The sequence below is a fragment of the Nonomuraea sp. MG754425 genome, assembly GCF_021699195.1.
Classification (GTDB): domain Bacteria; phylum Actinomycetota; class Actinomycetes; order Streptosporangiales; family Streptosporangiaceae; genus Nonomuraea.
Window position 1 is genome coordinate 1 of sequence record NZ_SSXE01000206.1, and the last position, 16,654, is coordinate 16,654.

16 protein-coding genes are annotated in these 16,654 nt (G+C 71.0%); 7 read left to right on the top strand and 9 right to left on the bottom strand.

Annotated elements, in window-relative coordinates; all coding sequences use genetic code 11:
• On the top strand, positions 1–711 hold a 711-nt coding region (locus FAF44_RS44180), incomplete at its 5' end, for a MoxR family ATPase (RefSeq protein WP_237109416.1).
• Positions 704–2,095, top strand: coding sequence for a VWA domain-containing protein (locus FAF44_RS44185; protein ID WP_237109418.1), 1,392 nt, complete (start codon positions 704–706; stop codon positions 2,093–2,095). The genes FAF44_RS44180 and FAF44_RS44185, both read left to right, overlap by 8 nt.
• 14 nt (positions 2,096–2,109) lie before the next feature.
• Here FAF44_RS44185 and FAF44_RS56135 read toward each other — a convergent pair whose 3' ends face one another.
• Positions 2,110–2,880 carry an NERD domain-containing protein gene (locus FAF44_RS56135; RefSeq protein ID WP_237109421.1) on the bottom strand — a complete coding sequence of 257 codons (771 nt, stop codon included), beginning with the start codon at positions 2,878–2,880 and terminating at the stop codon, positions 2,110–2,112.
• A gap of 154 nt (positions 2,881–3,034) precedes the next feature.
• Here FAF44_RS56135 and FAF44_RS44195 point away from each other — a divergent pair, with 154 nt between their 5' ends.
• Entirely contained in the window at positions 3,035–3,661 is a 627-nt protein-coding gene (locus FAF44_RS44195) for a TetR/AcrR family transcriptional regulator (RefSeq protein ID WP_308193491.1), read from the top strand.
• Here the strand turns inward: FAF44_RS44195 and FAF44_RS44200 are convergent.
• From FAF44_RS44200 to FAF44_RS44210, 3 genes are read right to left on the bottom strand one after another with little or no spacing between them, the layout of a single operon-like run.
• The gene (locus tag FAF44_RS44200; RefSeq protein WP_237109422.1) at positions 3,626–4,678 is read right to left on the bottom strand and encodes an acyl-CoA dehydrogenase family protein; all 1,053 of its coding nucleotides are present in this window, start codon (positions 4,676–4,678) and stop codon (positions 3,626–3,628) included. The two genes, FAF44_RS44195 and FAF44_RS44200, sit on opposite strands and share 36 nt — an antisense overlap.
• Positions 4,675–5,838 carry an acyl-CoA dehydrogenase family protein gene (locus tag FAF44_RS44205; RefSeq protein ID WP_237109424.1) on the bottom strand — a complete coding sequence of 388 codons (1,164 nt, stop codon included), beginning with the start codon at positions 5,836–5,838 and terminating at the stop codon, positions 4,675–4,677. The genes FAF44_RS44200 and FAF44_RS44205 overlap by 4 nt, the downstream gene beginning before the upstream one ends.
• Positions 5,835–7,049 carry an acyl-CoA dehydrogenase family protein gene (locus FAF44_RS44210; RefSeq protein ID WP_237109425.1) on the bottom strand — a complete coding sequence of 405 codons (1,215 nt, stop codon included), beginning with the start codon at positions 7,047–7,049 and terminating at the stop codon, positions 5,835–5,837. The genes FAF44_RS44205 and FAF44_RS44210 overlap by 4 nt, the downstream gene beginning before the upstream one ends.
• 107 nt (positions 7,050–7,156) lie before the next feature.
• Here FAF44_RS44210 and FAF44_RS44215 point away from each other — a divergent pair, with 107 nt between their 5' ends.
• Positions 7,157–7,771: a GNAT family N-acetyltransferase gene (locus tag FAF44_RS44215; RefSeq protein WP_237109426.1), complete on the top strand. Its 615-nt coding sequence runs from the start codon at positions 7,157–7,159 to the stop codon at positions 7,769–7,771.
• Between the two features lie 86 nt (positions 7,772–7,857).
• Positions 7,858–8,454 carry a nucleotidyltransferase gene (locus FAF44_RS44220; RefSeq protein ID WP_237109427.1) on the top strand — a complete coding sequence of 199 codons (597 nt, stop codon included), beginning with the start codon at positions 7,858–7,860 and terminating at the stop codon, positions 8,452–8,454.
• Between the two features lie 7 nt (positions 8,455–8,461).
• Here the strand turns inward: FAF44_RS44220 and secA2 are convergent, their stop codons facing one another.
• From secA2 to FAF44_RS44240, 4 genes are all read right to left on the bottom strand, one after another.
• Positions 8,462–10,522 (bottom strand): accessory Sec system translocase SecA2, encoded by a 2,061-nt coding sequence (gene secA2, locus FAF44_RS44225; protein WP_237109428.1) that lies wholly within the window; start codon positions 10,520–10,522, stop codon positions 8,462–8,464.
• Positions 10,523–10,806: 284 nt separating this feature from the next.
• Entirely contained in the window at positions 10,807–11,706 is a 900-nt protein-coding gene (locus FAF44_RS44230; RefSeq protein ID WP_237109429.1) for a DMT family transporter, read from the bottom strand.
• 274 nt (positions 11,707–11,980) lie between these two features.
• Complete coding sequence (locus FAF44_RS44235) at positions 11,981–12,784, bottom strand: SAM-dependent methyltransferase (RefSeq protein ID WP_237109431.1); 804 nt, start codon at positions 12,782–12,784, stop codon at positions 11,981–11,983.
• A gap of 138 nt (positions 12,785–12,922) precedes the next feature.
• A complete protein-coding gene (locus tag FAF44_RS44240) occupies positions 12,923–14,065 on the bottom strand; it encodes an acyltransferase (RefSeq protein ID WP_237109433.1) in 1,143 nt (380 codons plus the stop codon).
• A gap of 258 nt (positions 14,066–14,323) precedes the next feature.
• Here FAF44_RS44240 and FAF44_RS44245 point away from each other — a divergent pair, with 258 nt between their 5' ends.
• Entirely contained in the window at positions 14,324–14,695 is a 372-nt protein-coding gene (locus FAF44_RS44245; protein ID WP_237109434.1) for a VOC family protein, read from the top strand.
• A 153-nt stretch (positions 14,696–14,848) separates the two neighbouring features.
• On the top strand, positions 14,849–15,805 hold the full coding sequence (locus FAF44_RS44250) for a DMT family transporter (protein ID WP_237109435.1): 957 nt from the start codon (positions 14,849–14,851) through the stop codon (positions 15,803–15,805).
• A gap of 106 nt (positions 15,806–15,911) precedes the next feature.
• Here FAF44_RS44250 and FAF44_RS44255 read toward each other — a convergent pair whose 3' ends face one another.
• A complete protein-coding gene (locus tag FAF44_RS44255; RefSeq protein WP_237109436.1) occupies positions 15,912–16,475 on the bottom strand; it encodes a TetR/AcrR family transcriptional regulator in 564 nt (187 codons plus the stop codon).
• Between the last annotated feature and the right edge of the window lie 179 nt (positions 16,476–16,654).

Here is a 16,654-nt window from a genome sequence, read left to right on the forward strand (position 1 = left end):
GGGGTCGGGAAGACGCAGCTCGCCAAGGCGGTGTCCGAGACCACCGGGGCCGACCTGATCAGGCTCCAGTGTTACGAGGGGCTCGACGAGGCCCGCGCCCTGTACGAGTGGAACTACAAGAAGCAGCTCCTCAGGATCCAGGCCACCAGCGCCGACGACGACATCTTCAGCGAGGAGTTCCTGCTGGAGCGGCCGCTGCTGAAGGCCATCAGGTCCGAGCGGCCGACCGTGCTGCTCATCGACGAGACCGACAAGGCCGACGTCGAGGTCGAGGGGCTGTTGCTGGAGCTGCTGTCCGACTTCCAGGTGACGATCCCCGAGCTGGGCACGATCGCCGCCACGCGCAGGCCGTTCGTGGTGCTGACCTCCAACGCGACCCGCGAGCTGTCCGAGGCGCTCAAGCGGCGCTGCCTCTACCTGCACATCGAGTACCCTACGCCCGAGCGCGAGCGCGACATCGTGCTGGCCCAGGTGCCGGAGATCCGGGCCGAGCTGGCCGAGCAGCTCGCCAGGACGGTGGCGACGCTGCGGGCGCTGGAGCTGAAGAAGGCGCCCTCCGTGGCCGAGACCGTCGACTGGGCCAACACACTGCTGGCGCTCGGACGGCAGGAGCTGGACGAGGCGACGGTGGCCGGCACGCTGGGAGTGGTGCTCAAGCACGCCTCCGACCACGAGCGGGCGGTCAAGGAGCTGGGGCTCCCCGATGCCTGAACCGGGCCCCACGGCACCGGCGTCCCTGGTCGATCGGCATGTCGGGTTCGTGCACGCGTTGCGCGCGGCCGGGTTGCCGGTGTCGGTGGCCGAAGGGCTGGACGCGGTCAACGCGCTGCGCGTGATCGAGCTGGCCGACCGCGAGTCACTGCGGGCCGCGTACGCGGCGACGCTGGTGAAGCGGCCCGCCTACCGGCCGGGGTTCGACGTGCTGTTCGACCTGTGGTTCCCGGCGAGCACCACCGGGCTGGCCGCCGTGCGGGCGGGCGGGCCGCTGGATCCGGCCACGGCCGAGCTGAAGGAGCTGCGCGAGCACCTCGCCGAACTGCTGACGGGCTCTACCGACCAGGAGCTGCGCGAGTTCGCGCGGGCCATGGTGGAGCGGTTCGGCAGGCAGGCGGCGGCCAGCCCCGGACGGCAGAACTGGTTCTCCTACAGCGTGCTGCGCGCCCTGTCGCCCGAGACGCTGATGGCCGGCATCCTGCGCAACGTGCTGCAGGGCCAGGAACGCGGCGGGCTGGCGGAGAAGACCGTGCGCCAGCGGGTCGGCGCGGGCATCAGGCGTTTCGAGGAGGCCGTGGCCACCGACGTGCGCCGCCGGATCGCCGAGGACGCCGGGATCGAGCGCATCGCCCGCTCGGCCGTACGCCCGCCGCTCGACCAGGTCGACTTCCTGCGGGTGACGAAGGCCGACCTGGCCAGGCTGCGCAGGGAGGTGCACCCGCTGGCCCGGCGGCTGGCCGCCCGGCTGACGATCAAGCATCGTAAGGGCCGCCGGGGCCGGCTCGACTTCCGCAGGACCGTGCGGGCCTCGTTGCAGAGCGGCGGCGTGCCGCTCACGACCCACTTCAAACCGCCCCGGCCGCACAAGCCGGAGCTGGTCATCCTCTGTGACACCAGCGACTCGGTCTCGTCGTTCGCGCACTTCACGCTGCTGCTGACGTACGCGCTGCGGGAGCAGTTCACGAAGGTGCGGGCGTTCGGGTTCGTCGACACGGTGGACGAGATCACCCGGTTCTTCCAGCCGGGCGCCGACGTGGTCGAGGCGATGACCAGGCTGGCGAACGAGTCGGACATGGTGCGCTTCGGCCGGACCAACTACGGGCACAGCCTGGAGCGCTTCGCCGAGCGGTACGCGGACGCGATCGGCCCCAAGACGTCGCTGCTGATCCTGGGCGACGCCCGCTCCAACTACCAGCCACCCGCCCTGGACGTGCTCAGGTCGCTGGTGTCGGGGGCTCGCTCGGCGTACTGGCTGAACCCCGAGCCGAAGCAGCAGTGGGACACCGGCGACTCGGTCGCGAGCGAGTACGGCACGGTCGTGGCCATGCACGAGTGCCGTAACGTCGCCCAGCTCGCGGCGTTCATCGAGACGCTGGCCTGAGCCGGGCCCCGAACCTAGAGCCGTTGCAGTTCGCGGGCCGCGGTGCGGGTCAGCAGCTCGATCTGCGAGTCGTTGAGCGCGCCGCGGTCGCTCGACCGGATCAGCCGGGCGGCCGTGCGCGGCTTGAGCAGGGTCAGGCCCTCGGCGACGACCACGCCGCCGTCCTTGGGCAGCACCCCGCAGTGGACCGCGATCACGGGGGTGATCGTGACCGGCACGCCAGTCTCGCGGGTGAGCAGCTCGGCGAACGTCTCGGCCTTGTCGACCAGCGCCTTGGCGGTCTTGCTGCCGTACTTCTCGCCGAAGAACAGCCGGCCCACGTAGGAGGCGATCTCGATGTCGGGCGCCCACGACTCGTTGTCGATGATCCACACGCCGCCGGGGCCGATCACGAGGTGGTCGATGGACGCCTGGTCGCGGATGGCCCGGCCGTCGAGCACCTGGTAGCCGTGGCGGCGCAGCGCACGGCGCAGTAGGCGGCCGGTGATCATCTCACCGCGGCGGGCGCCCCGCCACACGGCGGTGCGGTAGAAGGAGTACCAGTCCAGGAGCCAGTCTCCGCCGTAGACGAGCCCCGCGGCCAGCAGGCCGGTCAGCGCGGAGGCGCCGGAGAGGTCGAACCTCAGCCCCAGCGCCACACCGACCACGAAACCCACCCCGGCCTTCGCATAGCGGTACTTACGCCGGTTCGGCGCGTCCTCGCGCCAGAACTTCTCGTACCACCACTGCGGGGACGACCCTGTGTACTTCTCGTTGGGTTGCACGTAGATAGAGCCACCGGGCACGGCAAACTCCCCGAATGAGTAGGTGATGGACGGATCTGCCACGCCGAAGATCCCTCGCCAGTCAAGGGATACCCGTTCTCTAACCAAGGCGAGCCTAAGGTGACGGAATTAGTACCCGCAAGCCCATCAACCGACCAGTCGGTATGCTAAGGCGGTGACCAAGGGGGACCATGTGAAAGACGAACCGGTCAGACAGCGGCTGCTGGCCGAGGCAACCCGGCTGTTCGCCGAACGAGGCTTCGAGAGTACCTCCGTGCAGGAGATCGTCGTGGCGGCCGGCGTCACCAAAGGCGCCATGTACCACTACTTCGACTCCAAGGACGACCTGCTCCACGAGATCTACGCCCGCGTGCTGCGCATGCAGACGGACCGGCTGACGCAGATCGCCGACGGGCCGGGCACGATCCGGCAGCGCCTGCACCGGGCCGCGGCCGACGTCGTGGAGACGACGGCCGCCAACCTCGACGACTCGAAGATCTTCTTCAGGTCGATCCACCTGCTCGCGCCCGAGACGCAGAAGAGCGTGCGCGCCGAGCGCCGCCGCTACCACGAGCGCTTCCGCGGGCTCGTGGCCGAGGGGCAGCGCACCGGCGTCTTCAGCGACCGCGTCCCGGCCGAGCTGGTCGTGGACTTCTTCTTCGGCTCGGTGCACCACCTGGGCACCTGGTTCCACGCCGACGGCCCGCTGACCGGCGCCCAGGTGGGCAGGCACTTCGCCGACCTGCTGCTCACCTCACTCGAAGGCTCATCCCGCGCCGGGGCCGGGCACGTCGACGAGTGAGGCCAGCGCCTCGCGGTGATCGCCCGGCGTGCCCAGCGCGATCTCCGTGGCCTTGGCCCGCTTGAGATATAGGTGCACGGGGTGCTCCCACGTCATCCCGATCCCGCCGTGCAGTTGCAGGGCCTCCTCCGCCGCCCGCACGGCCACACCCGCGTTCCACGACTGGGCCACCGCCACGGAGACCGACGAGGCGTCGGCGACCGCGTTCCTGGCGGCGGCCCTGGCCCGTACGACGTCCAGCCACAGGTCCGCCAGCCGGTGCTTGAGCGCCTGGAAGGAGCCGATCGGCCGGGCGAACTGGTGGCGCTCCTTGACGTAGGCCAGCGTCGTGTCCAGGCACCATTCGGCCACCCCGAGCTGCTCCGAGGCCAGCAGCCCGGCCCCGAAGCGCAGCACCGCGGCCAGGTCGCAGGCGCCCACCCGCCGCGCCCGCGTCTTGGCGAACGTGACCGTGGCCACCGGCCTGGTCAGGTCCAGCGAGGGCACGACCTCGACCGAGGCGCCCTCGACCGCGTACAGGTCGCCGCCCACCGGGACCAGCAGCACGTCGGCCACCTCCGCCCCGGCCACGCCGGTGACGGTCCCGCTCAGCCGCCCGTCGCCGTCCACGCTCACCGAGGAGCCGCGCTCGGGCGTGTACGGGGAGGCGGCGAACGACACGGCCAGCGCCGCCGTCCTGCGTCCCTCCGCCAGGTCCCCGAGCAGGGCGTCGCGGGTGGGCAGCAGCGCCCGCGTGGCCAGCACCGAACTGGTGAGGAACGGCACCGGCGCGACCGCCCGGCCCAGCTCCTCCAGCACCACGGCCGCCTCGCTGGCCGACGCCCCCGCACCGCCCAGCTCCTCGGGGATCAGCAGGCCCGCCACCCCGATCTCACCGGCCAGCGTCTTCCACAGATCCAGGTCGTACGGCTCGGACTCGACGCGCTTGAGCACCGCGGCGGGCGGGCAGCGGTCGGCCAGCAGCCCGCGTACCGAGGACCTGAGCTCTTGCTCGACCTCGGAGTACAGGAGGGTCATCGCGGCAGGTCCTTCCAGGGCACGTCCTTGTCGACGCGGGGTTCGGAGGGCAGGCCGAGCACCCGCTCGGAGATGATGTTGCGCAGGATCTCGGAGGTGCCGCCCTCGATGGAGTTGCCCTTGGCCCGCAGGTAGCGGTAGCCGGGGCCGCGGCCGTAGAAGTCGACGTCCTCGGAGCGGCGGAAGGCCCAGTCGTCGTAGCCCAGGTCGCGCCGGAGCTCGACGTCCAGCCCCGACAGCGCCTGGTTGAGCCGGGCGAAGGAGAGCTTCATGCCCGACCCCTCGGGGCCGGGCTGCCCGGCGGCGAGCTGCTCGCGCAGGCGCGCCCCCGACAGGCGGGTGACCTCGGCCTCCACCCACAGCAACAGGAGCCGCTGGTGCAGGTCGTGGGTGCGCAGCTCGGGCTGCTCGCGCCAGGTGGACAGCACGGTGGCCAGCACGCCGCCCCCGCGCCGCGTGGGCGCGCCGCCGATGGCGACGCGCTCGTTCATCAGCGTGGTCTGCGCGACCCGCCACCCGTCGCCGACCGCGCCGAGCCGCAGGTCGTCGGAGAGCCGCACGCCGGTCAGGAACACCTCGTTGAACTCCGCCTCACCGGTGATCTGCCGCAGCGGGCGCACCTCGACGCCGGGCGCGCTCATGTCGCAGACGAAGTACGTCATCCCGCGGTGCTTGGGCACGTCCGGGTCGGTGCGGGCGACGAGGATGGCCCAGCGCGAGTGGTGCGCGCCGGACGTCCACACCTTCTGGCCGTCCACCACCCACTCGTCGCCGTCCCTGACGGCCCGCGTGGCCAGGGTGGCCAGGTCGGATCCGGCGCCGGGCTCGCTGAAGAGCTGGCACCAGATCTCCTCGCCCGTCCACAACGGCCGCAGGAACCGGCGCTTCTGCTCCTCGGTCCCGAACGCCAGGATGGTCGGCGCCGCCATGCCCAGGCCGATGCCCTGCTTGCCGCCGGTGAGCTGCGGCGTGTCGGCCAGCTCCCGTTCCACGACCTGTTGCAGTTCGCGGGAGACGCCGAGTCCGCCGAGCCCTTCGGGGAACCACACCCAGGCCAGCCCGGCGTCGAACCTGGCCCGCAGGAACTCCAGCCGGTCGCCGCCCGGGTCGTGCGCGCCGAGGAACGCGGCCACGCGCTCCTTGATCTCCGCTTCGTTCACATCCACCTCTTGAGCTCGCGATAGGCAAGTGACCGCTTGTGCACCTCGTCGGGGCCGTCCGCCAGGCGCAGGGAGCGGGCGCCCGCCCAGAGGGCGGCCAGCGGGAAGTCCTGGGAGACGCCGCCCGCGCCGTGCACCTGCACGGCCTTGTCGAGGATCCACTCCACCGAGAGCGGAGTGGAGATCTTGATGGCCTGGATCTCGGTGTGGGCGCCCTGGTTGCCCACCGTGTCCATGAGCCAGGCGGTCTTCAGCACGAGCAGGCGGGCCTGCTCGATCCTGATCCGGGACTCGGCGATCCAGTCCTGGACCACGCCCTGCTGCGCGACGGGCTTGCCGAACGTGGTCCGGGCCAGGGCCCGCCGGCACATCATCTCGACCGCGCGCTCGGCCATGCCGATCAGGCGCATGCAGTGGTGGATGCGGCCGGGGCCCAGCCTGGCCTGCGCGATGGCGAAGCCGCCGCCCTCCTCGCCGATGAGGTTCTCCTTGGGCACGCGTACGTCCTCGAAGACGACCTCCGCGTGGCCGCCGTGGTCGGCGTCGGTGTAGCCGAAGACGTGCATCCCACGCTTGACGTGCAGTCCGGGTGTGTCCCGTGGGACGAGGATCATGCTCTGCTGGCGGTGCTTGGGCGCGTCCGGGTTCGTCTTGCCCATGACGATGAAGATCTTGCAGTTGGGGTTCATCGCGCCGGAGATGAACCACTTGCGGCCGTTGAGAACGTACTCGTCGCCGTCCCGGACGATGGAGGTGGCGATGTTGGTGGCGTCGGAGGAGGCCACGTCGGGCTCGGTCATGGCGAAGGCCGAGCGGATCTCCCCGTCGAGCAGCGGTCGCAGCCAGTCCGCGCGCTGGCGCTCGCTGCCGAACATGGACAGCACTTCCATGTTGCCGGTGTCGGGGGCGGCGCAGTTGGTGGCGGCGGGGGCGATGGCGGGGCTTCGGCCCATGATCTCGGCGAGGGGCGCGTACTGGAGGTTCGTCAGCCCGGCCCCGTGGGAGTGCCCGGGCTCGCCGGGCAGGAACAGGTTCCACAGGCCGCGCTTCCTGGCCTCGTCCTTGAGGTCCTCCATCAGCGGTGGCGGGCTCCATCCGCTGGTCGCCGCCTGTTCCTCGAAGGCCGGTTCGGCCGGGTAGACGCATTCGTCCATGAAATGAGTCAGGCGCTCGCGCAGGTCCTCGGTGACTTTGTCAAAGGCGAAGTCCATGGACGTGAGCCTACCGACCGGCCGGTATGAGTGTCGACAGGTGGTTCCCCGATAAAAGGTGCGGGTGGCCATGAAAGTGGCGCGAGGGGCCTCGTAGGGTGGCCGCCATGACCGCGAAGCTGCCCGCGCCCGCGCGGCTCGAGAACGACGTCGTCCGCCTCGAACCGCTCACCATGGACCACGTGCCCGACCTGTTCGCCGCCGGGGGCGGGGACGAGGAACTGTGGCGCTGGCTGCCCGTGTCCGCCCCGCACACCGAGGCCGAGCTGGGCAAGATCGCCAGGAAGCTGATCGACGACGACGTCCACGTGCCGCACGCCGTCGTGCTCAAGGACGGCGGTCGAGCCGTCGGCTGGAGCACGTACGGCGACGTGCCCGGCTTCGAGGCCAGCGTCGAGATCGGCTGGACCTGGTACGGCCGCGCGGTCTGGCGCACGGCCGTGAACACGAGCTGCAAGCTGCTGCTCATCGACCACGCCTTCGCGCTCGGTCACAACCGCGTCCTGCTCAAGACCGACAACCTCAACCACCGCTCGCAGGAGGCCATCCGCCGCATCGGCGGCGTGCACGAGGGCACCCTGCGCCGCCATCGCCGGCGCGGCGACGGCACCTGGCGGGACACCGTCTGCTTCGGCATCCTCGACGAGGAGTGGCCGCCGCATCGCGCCCGCCTGGCAGCCCGTCTGGAAGCCCGCCTGGGCCCGCGGCCGGGCGGCTCCTGAGCGCGGGTCCCGGGGGCCCGGCGCCACGCCCCCGGAGCCGCCCGGCTCCAACGTCTAGCTGACGGCCGTCTGGGTAGCCCGTTCGCATGAGTAGCCACGGTCACGCGGTCACCGACGCCATCCTCGACACGCTCAAACGCGCCAGTTCGGGGCTGAAGGACGCCGGAGTGAAGTTCGCGCTGGCCGGCGGATGTGCGGCGTACGCGCGGGGCGCGGCTCCCTCGCTGCACGACGTGGACTTCGTCCTGACCGAGCACGACGTGCCCGCCGCCCTGGACGCGCTGCGCGGCCTGGGCTTCCAGACGGCCAAGCCGCCGGAGGACTGGCTGGTCAAGGCGTACGACGAGGGCCGGCTCGTGGATCTGATCTACCGCGTCTCCGACCTGGCGATCACCGACGAGCTGCTCGACCGGGCCGAGCCGCTGAAGGCGTCGGCGGTGATCGTCCCCGTGCTCCAGGCCACCGACCTGGTCGTCTCGTGGCTGCTGCCGCTCTCGGAGCACGCCTGCGACTACGGCGCGCTGCTGGCCCAGGTGCGCGCGCTGCGCGAGCAGGTGGACTGGCCGCGCGTGGCCGCCGTGACGGCCGACTCGCCGTACGCGACCACGTTCATCACCCTGCTGGAGCGGCTGGACGTGCTGAGCGGGCCGGTCGTGCCGTCCGGCGACCCCAAGTGGCCGTGACGGGCCCTCACCCCCGGCGGGTCGCCGCCGTGACCCGCTTGAGGATGCGGTCCCACTCGGTGCCGAACGGGTTGTCCTGCACGAGGTAGGTCCAGGTCGCCGAGGGCCGCTTCAGGTCCGGCTCCGGCGACTCGAACGCCTCCAGCGAGCGCTTCTCCACCTCGGCCAGCAGCGACTTGTACTCCGCCACCGCCTCCCGGTGGAACTCGTCGATCGGGCTCATCCGGCCCAGCGCCCGCAGGTGGATGCCCTCGCGCAGATCGGTCAGGAACGCCAGATGCTCGGTCCAGCAGCGGTCGATGGCGTGCAGCACGATCTGGCGGGCCGTCTCGTCCCTGGTCTCCTCCGGCATCGACTCCCAGCGCGCGGGGTCGGCCTCGGCCAGCGCCTTGGCGGCGGAGTCGCCCTTGAGCACCTTGTCGCGCCACTCCATGATCAGCTCGCGCTGGTGCTCCAGCAGCCGGGTGTAACGCCACGTGTTGCGGTGGATCTCGAGGTTGACGCCCTCGGCCACGCGCTGCGCGTGACCCACGAGGTAGACGCCGCGCCGGTGCCGTACGACGCCGTCGGCGTCGGCCGCGGGCGGGCGCTCGTCGGGGACGAACTGCGTGATCAGGTCGTCCTTCATGCTGACGAAGAAGACCGAGCCGCCCGGGTCGCCCTGGCGGCCCGCGCGCCCCCGGAGCTGGTCGTCCAGGCGGCTGCTGGCGTGCCGGCCGGAACCGACGACGTACAGGCCGCCGAGCTCGGCCACGTCGTCGCCGAGCCGGATGTCGGTGCCGCGACCGGCCATCTGGGTGGAGACGGTGATGGCGGCGCGCTCGCCCGCCCTGGCGATGATCGACGCCTCTTCGGCGTCGTTCTTGGCGTTGAGCACGACCGGCTCCAGGCCGCGCCGCTGCAGCAGCTTGGCCAGGTTCTCCGACTCGGCCACGTCGAGCGTGCCGATGAGGATCGGCCGGCCGCTCTCGTGGACGGACTGGATCTCCTCCACCAGCGCCGCGTCCTTGTCGGGCACGGTCGGGTAGACGCGGTCGGGCTCGTCCACGCGCACGCAGGGCCGGTTCGGCGGGATCACCGCGACCTTGAGGCCGTAGAACTCGCCGAGCTGCTCGCTGACGGCCACGGCCGTGCCGGTCATGCCGCAGATCTGCGGGTAACGGCGGATCAGCCCCTGGACGGTGATCGAGTCGAGGATCTCGCCCTTCTCGCTCGGCGGCAGCGCCTCCTTGGCCTCCACGGCCGCCTGCAGGCCGTTCGGCCAGCGCTGCAGCAGCGCCACCCGGCCGCGCGAGGGGTTGATGAGCTGCACCTTGCCGTCGCGCACGATGTAGTCGACGTCGCGGGCGAGCAGCGAATGGGCGTGCAGGGCGAGGTTGAGCTCGATGAGCGTGCCCGGCTCGTGCTCGTCGTAGAGATCGACGCCGAGCAGGTTCTCGACGCTGTCGGCGCCCTTGGGGGTGAGGTAGACGTTGCGGGCCTGCTCGTCGATCTCGTAGTGGTAGCCGCGGACGAGCTGCCGCACCAGCGCCGCCATCTCCGGCACCGCGTTGCCCGGGTCGGCCGCCCCGGCCATGACCAGCGGCACGCGGGCCTCGTCCACCAGCACCGAGTCGGCCTCGTCGATCAGGGCCACCTCGGGCGCGGGCACGATGATCTCGCCGGCGTCCGTGCGCAGGCGGTCGCGCAGCACGTCGAACCCGATCTCGCTGACCGGCCCGTACGTCACGTTCCGCGCGTACGCCTCGCGCCGCTCCTCCGGGGTGGAGTTCTGGTCGATCCAGCCCACGCTGACGCCGAGCGCCTCGTAGAACGGGGCCATCCACTCGGCGTCGCGCCTGGCCAGGTAGTCGTTGACCGAGATGACGTGCACCCGCCTGCCCTGCAACGCGTACCCGGCCGCCGCCATGGCCCCGGACAGGGTCTTGCCCTCGCCGGTGGCCATCTCGGCGACCTTGCCGTCGAGCAGGGCGAGCGTCCCGAGCAACTGCACGTCGTACGGCCGCAGCCCGAGGGTCCGGTCGGCGGCCTCGCGCGCGACGGCACAGAACTCGGCCAGATCGCCCATGTCAGGCACGGGAAGCTCGTCGAGCGCCCGGATCCGCTCCGCACGCGCGTCCGCCGTCTTGACGATCTTCTGATAGGGCGTCAGAGGTACGCCTCCCGGACGATCCAGGAGGTTTCTCAGAATTCCCTTGATCGAGGCCACAATTCCTCCAACGCACGCTTCGCCGACACCGTTCCCTCCTCTGGTCTGACGCCGGTTCGCGCCCGACACCGGGGGACGGAGCGACGATTCGGCAAGCGTCGCCGTACCGGACCTTAACTCATCCGGCGGCCCTGACGGTCACATCACGCCGCGTCGGCACGTGCGGCGAGCACGGCGACGGCGGCCAGCAGCAGCACGCAGCCGGACCAGGCCAGCGGCGTGAGCCGTTCCCCGAACAGCAGCACGCCGAGCAGCGCCGCGCCCACCGCCTCGCCGAGCGAGATGATCGACACGGTGGTGGCCCGCAGGGCGGTCAGCGCGCGGAAGAACAGCCCGTACGCGAGGGCGGTCGGGATCGCGCCCAGGTAGCCGAGCAGCCCCACGGAGGCCCAGCTCAGCTCGGGCAGCGCCCCCTCCGCCAGCGCGAACGGGGCCAGGCACAGCGCGCCGACGACGAACCCGCCGATCGCCACGGCACGCGGGTCGTCTCCGGTGCCGCCTGATCCGCGGGAGAGCAGGGTGACTCCGGCGTACCCGGTGGCCGAGGCCAGGGCGAAGGCGAGACCGAGCGTGGCGGACGTGCCCCCCGCGTCCTGCGCCGTGGCGGACAGCGCGCTCTCGCCCATGAGCAGGGCGAGCCCGGCCAGCGCGGCGGTGAGCGCGACGAGCGCGACCCGGCCGAGGCGCTCCCCCAGCAGGAACCGGCTGCCCAGGGCGGTGACGATCGGGGTCGCGCCCATCGTCACCACGGTCGCCACGGCCACGCCGGAGTGGGCGATGGCGGCGAAGTACGCGGTCTGGTAGACGGCCATGCCGGCGCCGATGAGCAGCACACGCCCGCTGGGACGGCTGACGAAGGGACGGCCGGTGCGGGTGAGGACGAGGAGGAAGGCGGCGCCGAGAAGGTAGCGCCACAGGGAGACGCCGACGGGGCCGAGGCCGCTGAGGTCGAAGAGGAGGGATCCGGCGGCGCCGCCGGTGCCCCAGGCGGTGGCGGCCACGGACACGTAAAGGGCGCCCCGCCGGGCGGAGACATGGGTCATGACAGGGGTTCTCCGGATGGAGTGGTCGGAATCTGGCCCGTATGCGGGCAGCGACCACCCCCGGATCTGTCAGACCCGGAAATTCAGGAAATGCCGCCCGCTAGTGGGCGGTGGGAGGGGAACAGATCAACCGTCTCGGCATGTGCCACAGCTTACGGCCTACGGACGGGCTCGCGGCTCGCGAAAGATCACGGACTCGCGGCGGCCCATGGTCGGCGGCGAGCCACCGGTTGCGGCGAGTCACAGCTTGCGGGGAGTCACGGTTTACGGCGAGTCACGGTTTGCGGGCCACGCCGCCGAGCAGGAGTTCCTCCCAGGAGGCGAGCGGTCCCGGGAGGCGCTCGTCCGGGTGCCACTCGGGGAAGTGCACCACGCCCGGCTCCACCAGCTCCAGGCCGTCGAAGAAACGCGTGATGGCGGCCCGGTCGCGGAAGTAGCCGGTGCCCATGGTGGCCTGCAACATCACTTCCAGCGCCTTGGCCTTGGGGTTGGCGGAGGCCAGGAAGTTGGAGACGGCCAGGTAACTGCCGGGCGGCAGCGCGGCGACGTAGCTCCTGACCAGCGCGTGCGGGTTCTCCTGGTCGGAGAACAGGTGCAGCAGCCCGACGGACAGGATCGCCGTGGGCTGCGACAGGTCGAGCAGGCGGCGTACGGCCGGATGGCCCAGCACGCCGTCCACGTCGCGGGCGTCGGCGGTGACGGCGTCGGCGCGGGGGTTGCCGTTGAGTATCGCGCGGGCGTGCGGCTCGACCATGGGATCGATGTCCACGTACACGACCCTGGTCTCGGGGTCGGCGAACTGCGCGACCTCATGGGTGTTCTCCACGGTGGGCAGCCCGGAGCCGAGATCGATGATCTGCCTGACGCCGGCCTCGCGGACCAGGAAGTCGACGACCCGGCCGATGAAGGCGCGGTTGCACCAGACGAGGTCCACGATCTCGGGCACGGCGTCCTTGAGCTTGCGCGCCACCACGCGGTCGGAGGAGAAGTTCTCCATGCCGCCCAGCAGCGCGTCGTGCACCCGCGCCACGCTCGGCCGTTCCGGATCCACACCGGGAGGCGCCCACTCAACGCTCATCCGACCTCCTCGCGCGGATCGTATCCGCACCTGGGGCCCCCGCGCCCTGGCTGACGAGCGGTTGTCAGGAGAGTCGGAGCGTCTTGTCGGGCCGCCCGGCGGCCACCTCACCGAGGCGACCGCCGGGTGGCCCGCCGGTCATCCCGCGTGGCCACCCGCGGGCCGTCCGGCCTGGCCACCCGCCTGCCGGCTCGGGACCTCGCCCGTCCTGCCACCCGGCTGGGCCGCCGCGTGGGCGGGGGGCTGTCGCTTCGACAGCAGCTTCTTGAGCCGGGGCGCGAGCGGACGTTCCACGAACCGGTGCACCACGTACGCCAGCGTCAGCATGACCACGATCATCCCGGCGAGCAGCACGTACTTGTCGGCCACGCCCTCCAGCCGGGCGAACAGGATGAACCCGATGTGCGCGTGCACCAGATACAGCGGGTACGTGAGCGAGCCCGCCGTCACCAGCCCCGGCCAGGACAGCCGCCACGTCACCCGCAGCGCCACGAACGTCATGACGAGCGTGATCAGCACGACCAGGACCGTGACGACCACCGGGGAGTACGTCACGCCGTAGCGCGTCCCGACCGCCTCGGCGTATCCGATGGCCCGGTAGACCGCGTTCCCCAGGCAGATCGGCACCAGCAGCGCGATCTGCCAGTCCAGCCCGAACCGGTAGAGCAGGAACAGCGCCATCCCGGCGATGAAGTAGTGGGAGAACTCCGACTGCACGATCAGGTCCGCGAGCCCTGGCAGCAGCCCGGCCTCGACCAGGATCGTCAACGCCAGCCAGCCCCACATGAGGGTCAGGATCCGGCCCCGCGTGATCCCGATCCAGACGACGATCAACATGAGCAGGTAGAACCGCATCTCGGCCCACAACGTCCAGTAGACGACGTCCACGTTCGCGATGTCCGGCACGGACTGGAACATCGTCAGGTTGGCCAGCACCTGCGGTAAGGACACGCTGAACATGCCCTGACCGAGCGTCAGGGTGACGACGGCGGTCAGCGCGATGCCGACCCAGTACGCCGGGTAGAGCCGCACCAGCCGTGAGACCACGAACTGGCGCGGTGTCCTGCCCCACGCGCTCATCAACACGACGAACCCGCTGATCAGGAAGAACAGGTCAACTCCGAGGTAGCCGTACTTGGCCCACCCGCTCTCCGCGACGAATGTCACGGTCGTCTTGCCCCCCGCCCAGCCGGAGAAGACGTAGTGGTACAGCACCACGCACAACGCCGCCAGTAACCGGAGCCCATCGATCTCGTAGAGCCGCTCTGGCGTGTTTCGCACGGTGTCTCCTTCTCTGGTGCGGAGATGGTGCCGGTCTCAGCTTGAGAGATGGTTAAGGGACGGTAAAGGCACCTCCACGTGTTTACACGAATACCAACCTCTAGTTCATGTTTTGCCTGACAAGACACCAGAAGACGGACAAGAGCCCGCCAAGCGGGCCCGAGGGCCGTCGGCCCATCAGCCCGTCGGCCCGTCGGCCCGGAAACTCTCCGCCATACCTGACAGGAGGTGGCAGCTTCGGCTGCCAGGCTGGGTGGCATGACGAAAGCAAGCCTGCTGGCCTTCACCATCGACTGCGCCGACCCCAGGGCGCTGGCCGCCTTCTACCACGAGGTGACCGGCATGGAGATCACGTACGCGGAGGACGAGTACGCCGCCATCTCCGACGGCACCACCAACATCTACTTCGGCCGCGTACCCGACCGGAAGCCGGTCGTGTGGCCGAGCCCCGACAAGCAGTTCCACCTCGATCTCCAGGTGCCGGACGTGGAGCAGGCGGCCGGGGAGTACGTCGCGCTGGGGGCGACCAGGCCCGAGTTCCAGCCCGGCGTCACCGAGGAGGGCACGCGCTGGGTGGTGCTGCAGGATCCGGAGGGGCATCTGTTCTGCGTCTGCCGCCGGCAGTCGTAGCGCCACCGGCGGCTCAAGGATGCGCCACATGTTCGTGCAGGTCCTGGGCAACTTATCCCGATTTTTCCATCCAAAGGATGATTCTGGATCCCCTCTTGCCTCTTAAGCTGGAGCAATGCTCCTGAAAGGACCCCTGCTCCTGCGCGGGCCACGATGACCTGGGTCGGCATGCTGATCGCCCTCGCCGGGGCGCTGGGATACGCGCTCGGCGCGGCCATGCAGCAGTACGAGGTCGTGGCCGAGGGCGCCTCGCTCAGCCTGGTGAGACGTCCCCGCTGGTGGGTGGGCGGCATCATCTCCTTCAGCGGCGCCTGCCTGCACGCCGTGGCGCTGAGCTTCGCCCCGCTGGTCGCCGTCCAGCCGATCAGCGTCGCCACGCTGGTGTTCGCCGTGCCGCTGGCCGCGTTCATGTACGGACGCCGGCCGTACCGCGCCGAGATCCTCGGCTCGGTCGCCGTCGCCGTGGGCCTGCTCTGGCTCATGCTGCTGGTGCCGTCGCACAACGTGACCCCCACGCTGGGCGACGGCGCGGCGCTCGGGTTCATCGCCGTGATCGCGGCGGTCGCGCTGGTCACCCAACTGGTCGCGAGCCGGGTGCACGGGCCGGCCAGGGCCATGCTGCTCGCCGTGGGGGCGGGGGCCGTGACGGCGAGCGTGTCCACGTTCGTACGGGTGGTCGGCGGGGGCATGCAGGGCGACTGGGGGCGGCTGATCCACTGGTTCAGCCTGGTCGTGCCCGTGCTGCTGGTCTGCGCGGTGGTACTGCTGCAGCGCTCGTACGCCGTGGGTTACTTCGGCATCGCGTACGCCGGAGTGCAGGTCGTCGATCCCATCACGTCGGTGCTGGCGGGGGCGATCCTGCTCGGCGAGCCGCTGCCGACGAGCACGTCGACGGCCGTTCCCGCGATCCTGGCCGCCGCGCTGACCATCGGCGGCACGATCACACTCGGCCGCCTCACTCCGGACCACCACGCCGCCAAGCCGGTGCCGGCTCCGGCGTCCGCGGCGCGGCCCGCCCTGGAGCACGCCGCCCATGCGCAGGTCGCCGTCCCGACGCCGGCCAACGGGCGTTCACCGCTCGATGACCCGGCACCCGCCAACGGCCAGTAACCGGCCGGAGCCCGGACGCCGCTGACCGACCCGGCCCAGGCGAACGGCCGGCCACCACTCAACGCCAACCAGTGACCCGCGACGACGTGCCGGCCGCAGGGCGGCGCTAGCCACGCGGACGCAGCATGCCCGCCAGGAGGTCGCCCAGGGCGCTCTCGAGTTCCTCCCGCGTGGGCACACTGCCCGCCCCCGCGATGGCGTCGAACATCAGCCCCTCCCCGAAGGCCACCAGGTTGCGCGCGTGCGTGACCGGGTCCGGCGAGCCCATGGCGGCCAGCATGGCGATGGCCGGGTCGCGGAACCGGCGTCCGGCCTGGTCGTAGATCTCACGCAGCTCGGGCCGCCTGGTCGCCTCCAGGGCCAGTTCGTAGCGGGCGAGCGTGCGGCGGCGGTCCATGAGCTGGAGGTGCAGGGCCTCGGCCATGCGCGCCGGCAGGTGCGCGAGCTCGTACGAGTCGGCTCCGTAGGCCACCGCCAGAGCGCTCAGCTCCAACTCGGTGAGCCGGGACAACGTCAGCTCCAGCAGCGCCGCACGGGTGCGGGCGAGGTTGGAGGTGGACCCGGGCGGCAGGTCCGCGGCCTCGTCCACGGCACGGTGGGTCAGCCCGCGCATGCCACGCTCGGCCAGCAGGGTGATGGCCGCATCGGCGACGAGGTCAGCGCGCTTCACGGGGCCCGATGCTACAGCGGCAGTGCCCTGGAGGACGCCACCGACAGACGCTTGGGACTACGGCGGTAGTGGAGGGCAACTACGGGCGTAGTAGGGTGACACTACAGACGTAGTGAGGGAGGAAGTCTCATGGCCAGGGCTGTGGTGATCGGTGGAGGGGTGGGCGGGCTGGCCACCGG